Here is a 12,484-nt window from a genome sequence, read left to right as displayed (position 1 = left end):
GTATGGAGTTCTGTCACCTTCTCAAAGGATTATTAATTTTTGCATAGTCAAAAGGGCTGACACTCTGTTCCCTGTTAGCATCCAGAAAATCAGCCCACCACTGCAACATCAGCTTTCGCTCATCCAGATGTTCCGCTTTATGGATATACGCAGCCCGCACTGTGTTACGTTCCATATGGCTCATCTGACGTTCGACCGCATCTCTGGACCAAAGACCTGACTCAATCAACGAACTACAGGCCATTGCCCGGAAGCCGTGACCACAGACATCGACCTTTGTATCATAGCCCATCAGACGCAGTGCGTTATTTACAGTGTTCTCACTCATGGGTTTCCATGGATTGTGATCGCCGGTGAAAATCAGTTCATGTTCTCCGCTGATAGTGTGGATCTGCTTCAGTATATTCACCGCCTGAGTAGATAGTGGCACAAGATGCTCTGTTCGCATTTTTGAGCCACGATGGGAATACTTGACCCCTTCAATAGGTTTCCGCTCAGGAGGAATGGTCCACATGGCTTTCTTGAAGTCGATCTCAGACCACCTGGCAAAGCGTAGTTCGCTGGAACGGATGAAGATAAGCAGGGTGAGTTTAGTTGCCTGCCGGGTGAGAGGTTGTCCTCTGTAGGCATCCAGTCGTTCAAGAAGCTCTGAAATGCGATTTAAGGCGAGGGCAGGGCGGTGCTGGCGTTTCACTGTGGTTAACGCGCCAGCCATATCCAAGGCAGGGTTATAGGTGATAATGCCTGACTGGGCAGCATAGCGCATGATTGCAGTGATACGCTGCTGAAGGCGCGCTGCGATTTCATATATCTCCTTTGCTTCGGCTGCTTTAACGGGAACAAGTAAATCGGGAGTCCTGAGGGTGGTAATGTCACGTGAACCAATAAAGGGGAAAACATGAGTTTCGAGGCTTTTCAGTATCCTCTCATTGTGTGAGGCTGACCATTTTTTGTTGCTCTTATGCCACTGTCTTGCGATGCCTTCAAATGTCTGAGCTGTTTCGGGTACCGACTTTTTGATCCTTTTCTGTTCGCATGGGTCAGTTCCCTCAGCTATCAGCTTTCTCGCCGTATCGCGTTTTTCCCTTGCTTCTGATAACGAGACTTCAGGATAGACCCCCAGAGCGAGCGTTTTCTCTTTGCCCAGAAACCGATAGCGGAGCCGCCAGTAGCGAGAGCCGTTAGGGTGAACGAGCAAGAACATGTTGCCGCTGTCGGCAAGTTTATAAGGTTTTTCATCCGGTTTAGCGGCACGGATTTTAGCGTCAGTGAGCGCCATTGGCGGTATCTCCTGATAGTAAAAAGGGGTATAAATTTTATCGAATCAGACTATACCCTCAGTTGTACCCTCGCAAGGGACTTGATGCGGGTTGAAGTTGATTGAGTTGGGTGGAGTTAAGGGATTGTAGGAATGTTGGTTTTGGCGGGCTTAGAATGCAAAAACGGACCTCCGTGGAGGTCCGTTGATATGAATTTGGTGCCCGGACTCGGAATCGAACCAAGGACACGGGGATTTTCAATCCCCTGCTCTACCGACTGAGCTATCCGGGCAACGAGGCGCATTAAACCCGATTCGCTTCGCTTCGTCAACGAAATTTCTTCAAATCAATGCAGACTGCACAATCTATCACCACATTGCTGCTAATGCACGCATTCTCAGCCAAAAAATGCCGTCCAGGCGGCGGAAAGCGGCATTGCCAGCAGCAGGGCAGGAAGCATATTCACAACCGCAAACATCTTGATGCCGCAAATACGCAAACCGGTTGCCAGCAGCAATAGCCCGCCTACGGCGCTGAAATCGGCCATCATAGCTGGCGTCGTCAGGGGTAAAATCAGTGCTGCACAGGTGGCAAGCGTTAACTGGATTGCCAGCATCGGCATGCAAATGGCGGATACCGCGATTCCTAATGAGCAGGCAAAAATGATGGCCGTGAAGAAATCCAAAAATGACTTGGCGATTAAAATATTCGGGTCGCCTGTCATCCCTTCATGTATCGCACCGAAGATCCCGGTACCGCTGGCGCAAAACAGCACAATGATAGCCACATAGCTTTGAATAAAGGATTCGTGCGTAACATTGGCGTCCGAGCGGGTGAAAAGCTGCTGCGCTTTGGCTACCGCGGCATTGATCCCTTTTTCCAGATGACAGAACTCGCCAATTAATGCGCCGACGAGCGTTGCCAGAACCATTACCGGTAGATTGGCGCATTTGATAACCAGCAAGATACCAATCCCTAACGAGGCCAGCCCGAAAATAGAGGTCATGGAGACCCGAATACGTTCTGGTATATGCTGGCTGAGCAGCGCGCCGAGAATGCCACCAAATAAAATGGCGCTGGCATTAATAAAGGGTCCGATTACCACATTTGCTCCTGCATACCCATCATCGTCTTGATACTAAAGGCAATTAGCTGGGTGAAATTATGTTTCAGATTGCATTATTATGCCGCAACTTTCAGACGAAATGCTTGCTTATCTGTAAGGTTTTCGCACAGGATTTTATCTTGCGCCTGTAAGTGAAAGGTGCCATGATTGCGCGAATTTTCTTCTGTCTGAATGGGGCTGCCTGGGATGATATTACTCCCCCTACATCGCCTTCAACATCGCCTTTTTGCGCGACGTTTGCCCCTTCCCGCGACTTATCTTTACGCTCCCACCATGCGGTGAGGGCAGCGCACGCTCACTGCAGGATAACAGTAAAATCAGAGGCTATCTGCTTTTACTGATGTCTGGCGGTCGGGGCTGGTAACCAGTTTGACCTGTCATTTCGTGGGCAAAGCCATGCGGCGTTGTCCGGGACTTTTGATTTTCCCGAAACGGGTTATTGCGCTTATGAAATCAATGAAAATTGCCGCCAGTAGTGAACTGGTTTCTCGTCTGTCCAGCCATCGTCAGGTGGTGTCGCTGGACAGTACTGATTTTACTGACGTTGCGGCAGTCGTCATTACCGTTGCGGACAGCCGCAGTGGGAGCCTGGCTTTGCTGAAACGCACCGGTTTTCATCTACCTGTGTTTCTGTTCGCAGAGTCTGATGTTGATGTGCCTGCGGGCGTTAATGCGGTAATTCGCGGTCAGGCTCAGGACTGGCTGGAGCTGGAATCTGCTGCCTGTCAGTATGAGGAAGAGCTGCTGCCGCCGTTCTATGACACGCTTACCCAGTATGTCGAAATGGGGAACAGCACGTTTGCCTGCCCGGGACACCAACACGGTGAGTTTTTTAAGAAGCATCCTGCGGGCCGACATTTCTATGAGTTCTTTGGTGAGAATCTGTTTCGCGCGGATATGTGCAATGCTGACGTTAAGCTTGGCGATCTGTTGATTCATGAAGGATCAGCGAAACATGCGCAGAAATTTGCTGCGAAAGTTTTCCACGCGGATAAAACCTACTTTGTGCTGAATGGGACCTCTGCGGCCAATAAAGTGGTCACCAATGCGCTGCTGACGCGCGGCGATCTGGTGCTGTTTGACCGCAATAATCATAAATCGAACCACCACGGGGCACTGATCCAGGCGGGTGCTACGCCGGTTTATCTGGAAGCGGCGCGTAATCCGTTTGGCTTTATTGGCGGCATTGATGAGCACTGCTTTGATGAGGAGTATCTGCGCCAGCAACTTCGAGAAGTTGCGCCGCAAAAGGCTGATCAACCGCGCCCGTTCCGTCTGGCGATCATTCAGTTGGGTACCTATGACGGTACGATCTACAACGCCCGGCAGGTGATCGACAAGATCGGTCACCTGTGCGATTACATCCTGTTTGATTCCGCATGGGTCGGTTACGAGCAATTTATCCCGATGATGGCCGATGGGTCGCCGCTGCTGCTAGAGCTCAATGCTAACGATCCGGGGATCTTTGTCACTCAGTCGGTACACAAACAGCAGGCCGGATTCTCGCAAACCTCGCAGATCCATAAAAAGGATAACCATATTCGCGGCCAGGCGCGCTTCTGCCCGCATAAGCGTCTGAACAATGCGTTTATGCTGCATGCTTCCACCAGCCCGTTTTACCCGTTGTTTGCGGCGCTGGACGTTAACGCCAAAATCCATGAAGGCGAGAGCGGCCGTCGGCTATGGGAGGAATGTGTGACGCTGGGGATCGAGGCCCGCAAAGCGATTATTACCCGCTGTAAGCTGCTTCAACCGTTTATTCCTCCGGTAGTGGATGGCAAACCGTGGGAAAGCTATCCGACACAGGTGATTGCCAGCGAGCGTCGCTTCTTTAGCTTTGAACCTGGTGCTAAATGGCATGGTTTTTCTGGATATGCACGCGACCAGTATTTTGTCGATCCCTGCAAACTGCTGTTAACCACTCCGGGCATTGATGCGCAAACCGGGCAATATACTGAGTTTGGTATTCCGGCGACGATTTTGGCGCATTATCTGCGTGAAAACGGTATCGTGCCGGAGAAATGCGACCTTAACTCGATTCTGTTCCTGCTGACCCCGGCAGAAAGCGCTGAGAAACTGGCGCAACTGGTCGCGATGCTGGCGCAGTTTGAGCAGCATATTGAAGACGATACGCCGCTGGCAAACGTGCTGCCCACCATCTTCAACAAGTATCCGGTACGTTACCGGGATTACACGCTGCGTGAACTGTGTCAGGAGATGCACTCACTGTACGTCAGCTTTGATGTGAAAGATCTGCAAAAAGCGATGTTCCGTCAGGAGAGTTTGCCTGCCGTGGCGATGAACCCACAGGATGCTAACAGCGCCTTTATCCGCGGTGATGTTGAACTGGTGCGTATTTGTGATGCCGCTGGTCGCATTGCGGCAGAAGGCGCGCTGCCTTATCCTCCGGGCGTACTGTGCGTGGTACCGGGCGAAGTATGGGGCGGGGCGGTGCAACGTTACTTCCTGGCATTGGAAGAGGGCATAAACCTGCTGCCGGGCTTCTCGCCGGAGCTGCAAGGGGTTTACAGTGAAACGGATGCAGACGGCATTAAACGTCTGTATGGATATGTTCTGAAGTAAGCGTCATCTGACCAAATAGGGCCACCATCAGGTGACCCTATTTAATCAATAAAGATTAGTGCGCGATAGTCTGGGCGCCTGCCGGAACGCGTACGTGTTTGTATTTAAACAGCGCAACGAAGGCAAAAGCCAGAACCAGCGAGTAACCTGCGAAGATCAGCCACACGGTCTGCCAATCGGTAATACCGTTCAGCGTATAGTGTTCAACTACTTTACCGCTCACCAGACCGCCCAGAATACAACCGAAGCCGTTGGTCATCATCAGGAACATGCCTTGTGCGCTGGCGCGGATTTCAGGGCGAACTTCTTTCTCTACAAACACGGAGCCAGAGATGTTGAAGAAGTCGAAGGCGCAGCCGTAAACAATCATCGACAGAACCAGCAGCACGGTACCAAACGGTGTTGGATCGCCGTAGGCAAACAGGCCAAAGCGCAGCATCCACGCCACAATACTGATAAGCATCACGTTCTTAATACCGTAACGGCTTAAGAAGAACGGGATGGTCAGGATAAACAGCGTCTCGGAGATCTGCGAAATCGACATCATCACCGACGCGTGTTCAACGATGAAGCTGCCGGAGAACAGCGGATTGTTATCGAAGCTGTGCAGGAAGGTATTACCGAACATATTGGTAATTTGCAGCTCTGCGCCCAGCATCATAGAGAAGATGAAGAAAATCGCCATCCGCTTGTTTTTAAACAGCGCGAAGGCATCCAGGCCCAACATGGAAGACCAGCTCTGGTTTTTCTGCTGATTGGCGACCGGGATATGCGGCAGCGTCAGGGTGAACAGCGCCAATACGACGGACAGCGTCGCGCCGATATACAGCTGCATATGGCTCAGTTCAAAACCGGAGAAGCTTACCGCCCACATCGCCAGAATAAAGCCGATGGTGCCCCAGATACGGATTGGCGGGAAGTCTGTAACAATATCCATCCCGGCTGATTGCAGGCGATAGTAAGAGATGGTGTTGATTAACCCCAACGTTGGCATATAGGCCAGGGAGTTAAGCAAGATCACAAAGAACATGGCACCTGGCGTGGTGACTTCGGCTGCGGCGAACAGCGTTGCTGCGCCGACCAGGTGACAAATGGTGTACACCCATTTTGCACTGATCCATTTGTCAGCCACGATCCCTAACAGCGTAGGCATAAACACGGCGGCGATCCCCAGCGAGCTGTACACCGCGCCAATGGATGCACCATCAAATTTAAGGGTGACAAACATATAGGAGCCGAGGGTAGTGAGCCAACTACCCCATAAGCAGAACTGCAGAAACGAGAGAACTTTCAGCTGCAGCTTAAGATTCATGTTAATTTCCTCACACCGTAATGCGGATGAATGTTTTAAAAGGCACATTTGCCGTGGCTATATGATGTGATTCTATCAACGAGAGGCACTCTTTTTTTGTTACCTGTGACAAATATTTGCAAACAATTTCGGATTGCAAAGCAAAAGAGTGATGGAGTTAACGTTTTTCCCCCTTCAGGCCCCCGTTTTAGGGGGCAAGAGAGGGATACATTAGCGGCGACGATATGATTTTTGTGCGGAATTGACCTTGTAAAGATATCGGCGTGATTCAGCAGATGGGTGTCGGGTGGTCAGCGTTTGATAAACGTCCCCAGGGGACATACTGTTAATGATGTTTGCGGCCTGAATTTTATCGTTCGAGAACACGCGCAGCACGCTGCCCGCGCCGCCGTTATACGCGGTGATCACCGCATAGCGACGCGAGGTCGGATTATCAATGCCGCCCAAATAGACATTATTCAGCATTGCCAGATAGGCAGTACCGGTATCAATGTTGCTGGCCGGGTCAAACAAGAAGCTACGGCTTGGCGTGCCTGAGCGCCCCTGGGAACGGAACACATCTTTTCCGGCGCTGTGTTGTACCACCTGCATGAGTCCCAGCGCATCGGCATGGCTGACCGCATACGGGTTAAACGAGGATTCGGTTTGCATGATGGCCAGAATCAGCGACTCTTCGACGCCATACTTACGTGAAGCCTGACGTACCATGCCGACGTATTTATGCGCGCGCTTATCAAGGTGATTTGGGACCAGATTGATCGTCACGCTATAGATGATACGCAAGCCATTGCTTCGCTTTTTCAGTCGCGTTTGTAGCAGGTAGTTGGCAAAGTTGGTTGCACGTCCCTCCCAACGAATAGGCTGGCCGGTATTATCGACTACCTGCCCGTACAGGAACGGCTCTTTGGAAATCTTAATGTCGTCGACATCGGAATAGAGGTCGATAGAACCCGGATCATCACCCATCAGCAACGTCTTGATAATCGCTAGACGCAGATGTCCGGCGGGATCTGTCCCGGCAATGGTCTCGACGGTTATCGTACCGTCATCAAAATTGATATGGCTGCGGGTTTGATACTGATCGGTATACTTTACGTAGTCCTTCGGACCCGCAATCAGCACTTCCTTAAATCCCCACAGATTCTCAATGTTATGGGCAAATTGCCCCATCAGAATATCAAAACCGTTGGTATCCTTGACCCAGGCTTCGTTATAGGAATCGCCTTTTTTGGTCGAACTGGAACAGGAGATGAGCAACGGCGCGATAACGGCAAGCGCGAGAAATTTTTTCATCATTCCGGGAGTGCGTGTTGTGTTTGTTGTTGTATCGTTTTGCCGGATGGCAGTGCAAGCACCCTATCCGGCCTACGAGATTGCCAGCAAGCGATGCTTATTTTTTTTCTTCAGGCGTATAGCCTTCAATATGCACATCCTTACCTTCAAACAGGAAGTTAATCATCTCCTGTTCCAGTAACTTACGGTGTTCAACGTTCATCATATTGAGTTTCTTCTCGTTAATCAGCATGGTTTGTTTATGCTGCCATTGCGCCCATGCTTCTTTAGAAATCTCGTTATAGATGCGTTTTCCCAGATCGCCCGGGTACAGCTGAAAATCCTGTCCTTCTGCTTCGCGTTGCAGGAAAGTGCAAAAAATCGTTCTGCTCATAAAAAATCCTCTTTATCGACCGGTACGTTAAACCTGTGTGCCGGCACGTAATTGCTGTAACAAACGCTCCACGGGGGCCGCCAGTCCGACCGACGGCGGTTGCGCTAAGTTATACCAGAGTGCGTTGCCTTCATCCATGCATGAGGTGAATGAGGACACGGGAAGCCACATAGGCACAATATCTAAGTGGAAATGGCTAAAGGTATGGCGAAACGCATTAAGTTGGGTCAGATTATCTGCGTTAATTTGCCGTTGCGCCAGCCAGTCGCGTAGCCCATCCTCATCATCAAACTGCGGAAAACAGTATAAGCCACCCCATAAGCCGCTGGGTGGTCGCTGCGTGAGCAACACCTCGTTTTCATGCTGCATCAGTAAAAAATAGTCCGTCCGTTCTGGTAATGTCTGTTTGGGCTTTTTACCCGGGTACAGCGCCCAGCTTGCATTGGCGCTCGCCACACAGCCATTTTCCAACGGACACAGGGAACATTTGGGTTTTGAGCGCGTACAGACCATGGCGCCTAAATCCATCATCGCCTGATTAAACCGCTCAACCCCATGGGCTGGCGTAACCTGCTCGCTCAACTCCCACAGTTTCTTTTCGACCTCTTTTTTACCCGGCCAGCCGCTTACAGCATAACAGCGAGCCAGCACTCGTTTGACGTTACCGTCAAGAATCGGAAAATGCTGACCCAGGGAGAGCGAAAGGATCGCGCCTGCAGTTGAACGTCCGACGCCTGGCAGGGCGGCCACTTCATCAAAGGTTTGCGGGAATGAGCCGCCGTGCAGCGTCACAACCTGTTGCGCGGCTTTATGCAGATTACGCGCTCGGGCGTAATAGCCCAGCCCGGTCCATAAATGCAGGACTTCATCCAGCGGCGCATGGGCTAAATCCGTTACCGTTGGGAAGCGCGCCATAAAGCGCTCAAAGTAGGGGATAACGGTCGCAACCTGAGTTTGTTGCAGCATCACCTCAGAGAGCCATACTTTGTAAGGCGTCTTGCCAATTTGCCAGGGCAGCGTTTTCCGCCCGTATTTGTCGTACCAGCTCAAAACCTGAGCCGAGAATTGAGACGCTTGCATGATTACCGTTTCATTATTGCCGGGGGCAAGATTGCAGCACAGCGGCAACGGGGTGTAAACCGGAACTTTCCGCTGCTCACTTTCTTCCTTTACTTGCATCCGGCAACTAACTTTGGATAATGCCCGTTTTCAGAACTCAAACACAGCAGACTAAACTTTTATGAAGAACGACGTCATTTCACCGGAATTTGATGAAAACGGCCGCCCTCTGCGCCGGATTCGTAGTTTTGTTCGTCGCCAGGGGCGACTGACGAAAGGGCAGGAACACGCGCTGGAAAACTACTGGCCGGTGATGGGCGTTGAGTTCAGCGAAGAACCTGTGGATTTCGCTGCGCTGTTTGGTCGCGATGCGCCAGTCACGCTTGAAATTGGTTTTGGTATGGGGGCTTCGCTGGTGGCGATGGCGAAAGCGCGTCCGGAGCAAAATTTCCTCGGCATTGAGGTTCACTCACCGGGCGTTGGCGCGTGTCTGGCTTCAGCTCATGAAGAGGGCGTCGAGAACCTGCGTGTCATGTGCCATGATGCCGTCGAAGTCCTGCATAAAATGATTCCTGACAATTCTTTATCTATGGTTCAGCTGTTTTTCCCTGACCCGTGGCATAAAGCACGTCATAATAAACGCCGTATCGTTCAGGTACCGTTTGCTGAGCATATCTTAAGCAAGCTGAAGCTGGGCGGCGTGTTCCACATGGCAACCGACTGGGAAGCCTATGCGGAGCACATGCTTGAAGTGATGTCCTCGATTGACGGGTATAAAAACCAGTCAGAGAGTAACGATTATGTACCGCGCCCGGAATCGCGCCCGGTAACCAAATTTGAACAACGTGGTCATCGTCTTGGCCACGGCGTATGGGACTTAATGTTCGAGAGGGTGAAATAATGGCAAAGAACCGTAGCCGTCGTCTGCGTAAAAAAATGCACATCGACGAATTCCAGGAAGTAGGATTTTCGGTTGCATGGCGTTTCCCGGAAGGTACATCTGGAGAGCAGGTCGATCAAATCGTTGATGATTTTATCAATGAAGTTATCGAACCGAACAAGCTGGCCTTTGACGGCAGCGGCTATCTGGCCTGGGAAGGTCTGATCTGTCTGCAGGAAATCGGCAAATGCACCGAAGAACATCAGGCTATCGTGCGTAAGTGGCTGGAAGAGCGCAAACTCGAAGAAGTGCGCACCAGCGAACTTTTCGATATTTGGTGGGACTAAGTAGCAAAGGGTCGGCAAATGCCGGCCCAATTTGTATTGAGGGAAAGATATGATGCGCAAAACGCTGCTGGCGGCAGTCCTAACGTTCACGGCGATGGCCGCACATGCTGATTATCAGTGCAGCGTCACCCCGCGTGACGATGTGATTTTGAGTCCACAAACGGTACAGGTGAAGGGTGAGAACGGCAACCTGGTCATTACCCAGGCCGGTGATGTCACCTTTAACGGTAAACAGTACAACCTGAACGCCGCGCAGCGTGAGCAGGCTAAAGATTATCAGGCGGCGTTGCGTAGCAGCCTGCCGTGGATTGACGAAGGTGTCAGAGCGCGCGTGGAGAAAGGTCGCGTGGCGCTGGATAAAATCATCGCCAAAGAGGTCGGCGAAAGCAGCAACATGCGTGGCCGCTTAACTAAGCTGGATGCGCAATTGAAAGAGCAGATGAACCGCATTATTGAGCATCGCACTGACGGCCTGACCTTCCATTATAAGGCGATTGATCAGGTTCGCGCGGATGGACAACAGCTGGTCAATCAGGCGATGGGCGGTATTTTGCAGGACAGCATCAACGAGATGGGGGCGAAAGCCGTGCTCAAAGGCGGTGGTAATCCGCTGCAGGGCGTGCTCGGAAGCCTCGGAGGTTTACAAACCTCAATTCAGAACGAATGGAAGAATCAGGAACAAGACTTCCAGCAGTTTGGCAAAGATGTTTGTGCCCGCGTCGTGACGCTGGAAAACGATCGTAAAACGCTGGTTAGCACTCTGAAATAATCTTCACCTCTTTTTAACGGCACAGAAACATTCTGTGCCGTTTTATTTTGTATTTTTCTGTTTTTTTGATATCCATCTCTAAGAATAACAATTTGATGGAGATATAAATCTGGTTAATTGGATGGCGTCACATTATTCATCTGTAAGATAGACATAATGCTGCAAATTCAAGTAACTGGAGAAATAACATGGAGTTTTTCAAGAGAACGGCACTTGCCGCACTGGTTATGGGTTTCAGCGGCGCGGCGCTTGCACTGCCAAACATCACTATTTTAGCTACCGGCGGGACGATTGCCGGCGGTGGTGACTCCGCAACAAAATCTAACTACACGGCAGGCAAAGTCGGCGTAGAAAATTTGGTTGATGCCGTACCTCAGTTGAAAGATATCGCTGTTGTGAAAGGCGAGCAGGTGGTAAACATCGGCTCCCAGGATATGAATGACGATGTCTGGCTAACGCTGGCGAAAAAGATTAATACCGAGTGTGATAAAACTGACGGCTTCGTGGTAACACATGGTACGGATACCATGGAAGAAACCGCCTATTTCCTCGATCTCACCGTCAAGTGCAACAAGCCGGTGGTGCTGGTCGGCGCAATGCGTCCGTCTACAGGTATGAGCGCTGATGGCCCGTTCAACCTGTATAACGCCGTGGTAACCGCCGCAGACAAAGCCTCTGTCAACCGTGGTGTGCTGGTGGTGATGAACGACACCGTTATGGATGGTCGCGATGTGACCAAAACTAACACTACGGATGTCGCTACTTTCAAATCCGTTAACTATGGTCCGCTGGGGTATATCCATAACGGTAAAATCGACTACCAGCGTACGCCTGCGCGTAAGCACACCACATCCACGCCGTTCGACGTATCCAAGCTGACCGAGCTGCCGAAAGTTGGGATTGTTTACAACTACGCTAACGCCTCCGATCTGCCAGCCAAAGCATTGGTAGACGCGGGTTACGCCGGGATCGTCAGTGCGGGTGTAGGTAACGGTAACCTGTATAAAACCATTTTCGATACGCTGGCAACTGCCGCGCATAAAGGTACCGTTGTGGTGCGTTCATCCCGTGTACCAACGGGCGCCACCACCCAGGATGCTGAAGTTGATGATGCGAAATACGGATTTGTGGCTTCAGGCTCTCTGAACCCGCAAAAAGCGCGTGTTCTGCTGCAACTGGCTCTGACCCAAACCAAGGATCCTAAGCAGATCCAGGAAATGTTTAATCAGTATTAATCACTCTGGCCCCGGTCATTCGACTGGGGCGTTTTCTCAAAACCTCCTGAATATGCGTAACGATAAATTCGCTCATCATTTTTGTGGTTATGATGATTGCCGATCGTTATTTTGCATATTTATACACCTTAGTGGGATTGGTCGGGGATTATACATCTTTTGAAAGACCTGGACGAAAGACCATCCTGTAAAGTTTTCCGCCATGCTGACCACTAAAGGCACACCTGTCAATAATGCGCCCGTGGGCG

At 51.0% G+C, this 12,484-nt stretch carries 11 protein-coding genes, 1 tRNA gene and 1 pseudogene; 6 read left to right on the top strand and 7 right to left on the bottom strand.

Features of this window, described 5'->3' with window-relative positions; genetic code table 11:
• Positions 1–13: 13 nt before the first annotated feature.
• The 3 genes from HV334_RS20315 to HV334_RS20305 all read right to left on the bottom strand — a co-directional run bounded on the left by HV334_RS20315 (position 14) and on the right by HV334_RS20305 (position 2,364).
• On the bottom strand, positions 14–1,279 hold the full coding sequence (locus tag HV334_RS20315; RefSeq protein WP_032170149.1) for an integrase arm-type DNA-binding domain-containing protein: 1,266 nt from the start codon (positions 1,277–1,279) through the stop codon (positions 14–16).
• 196 nt (positions 1,280–1,475) lie between these two features.
• Positions 1,476–1,551, bottom strand: a tRNA-Phe gene (locus HV334_RS20310).
• Between the two features lie 105 nt (positions 1,552–1,656).
• Entirely contained in the window at positions 1,657–2,364 is a 708-nt protein-coding gene (locus HV334_RS20305; protein ID WP_016157451.1) for a DUF554 domain-containing protein, read from the bottom strand.
• 468 nt (positions 2,365–2,832) lie between these two features.
• Between HV334_RS20305 and HV334_RS20300 the strand changes: the two genes are divergently transcribed.
• Positions 2,833–4,968 (top strand): ornithine decarboxylase, encoded by a 2,136-nt coding sequence (locus tag HV334_RS20300; RefSeq protein ID WP_181220835.1) that lies wholly within the window; start codon positions 2,833–2,835, stop codon positions 4,966–4,968.
• A 55-nt stretch (positions 4,969–5,023) separates the two neighbouring features.
• On the opposite strand, the gene HV334_RS20295 is transcribed toward HV334_RS20300, so the two are convergent.
• From HV334_RS20295 to mutY, 4 genes are all read right to left on the bottom strand, one after another.
• The gene (locus tag HV334_RS20295; RefSeq protein ID WP_016157449.1) at positions 5,024–6,280 is read right to left on the bottom strand and encodes a nucleoside permease; all 1,257 of its coding nucleotides are present in this window, start codon (positions 6,278–6,280) and stop codon (positions 5,024–5,026) included.
• Between the two features lie 210 nt (positions 6,281–6,490).
• A complete protein-coding gene (gene mltC, locus HV334_RS20290) occupies positions 6,491–7,576 on the bottom strand; it encodes a membrane-bound lytic murein transglycosylase MltC (RefSeq protein ID WP_049040265.1) in 1,086 nt (361 codons plus the stop codon).
• Between the two features lie 94 nt (positions 7,577–7,670).
• Positions 7,671–7,946 (bottom strand): oxidative damage protection protein, encoded by a 276-nt coding sequence (locus HV334_RS20285; RefSeq protein ID WP_016154409.1) that lies wholly within the window; start codon positions 7,944–7,946, stop codon positions 7,671–7,673.
• 27 nt (positions 7,947–7,973) lie between these two features.
• Positions 7,974–9,026, bottom strand: coding sequence for an A/G-specific adenine glycosylase (gene mutY, locus HV334_RS20280; RefSeq protein ID WP_181220834.1), 1,053 nt, complete (start codon positions 9,024–9,026; stop codon positions 7,974–7,976).
• A 160-nt stretch (positions 9,027–9,186) separates the two neighbouring features.
• Here mutY and trmB point away from each other — a divergent pair, with 160 nt between their 5' ends.
• The 5 genes and pseudogenes from trmB to HV334_RS25380 form a co-directional block, all read left to right on the top strand.
• Positions 9,187–9,906 carry a tRNA (guanosine(46)-N7)-methyltransferase TrmB gene (gene trmB, locus HV334_RS20275; protein ID WP_016154407.1) on the top strand — a complete coding sequence of 240 codons (720 nt, stop codon included), beginning with the start codon at positions 9,187–9,189 and terminating at the stop codon, positions 9,904–9,906.
• Entirely contained in the window at positions 9,906–10,232 is a 327-nt protein-coding gene (locus tag HV334_RS20270; protein WP_019077661.1) for a YggL family protein, read from the top strand. The genes trmB and HV334_RS20270 overlap by 1 nt, the downstream gene beginning before the upstream one ends.
• 49 nt (positions 10,233–10,281) lie before the next feature.
• Positions 10,282–11,001 carry a DUF2884 domain-containing protein gene (locus tag HV334_RS20265; protein ID WP_181220833.1) on the top strand — a complete coding sequence of 240 codons (720 nt, stop codon included), beginning with the start codon at positions 10,282–10,284 and terminating at the stop codon, positions 10,999–11,001.
• Positions 11,002–11,189: 188 nt separating this feature from the next.
• Complete coding sequence (gene ansB / locus HV334_RS20260) at positions 11,190–12,236, top strand: L-asparaginase 2 (RefSeq protein ID WP_181220832.1); 1,047 nt, start codon at positions 11,190–11,192, stop codon at positions 12,234–12,236.
• Between the two features lie 119 nt (positions 12,237–12,355).
• A pseudogene (locus HV334_RS25380) lies at positions 12,356–12,468 on the top strand (DUF1202 family protein); the annotation flags it as partial.
• Between the last annotated feature and the right edge of the window lie 16 nt (positions 12,469–12,484).

Source organism: Citrobacter sp. RHBSTW-00944 (genome assembly GCF_013615435.1).
Lineage (GTDB): Bacteria > Pseudomonadota > Gammaproteobacteria > Enterobacterales > Enterobacteriaceae > Citrobacter > Citrobacter braakii.
Note: the sequence above shows the minus strand (reverse complement) of the source record. Positions and strands in the feature narration are given on the sequence as shown.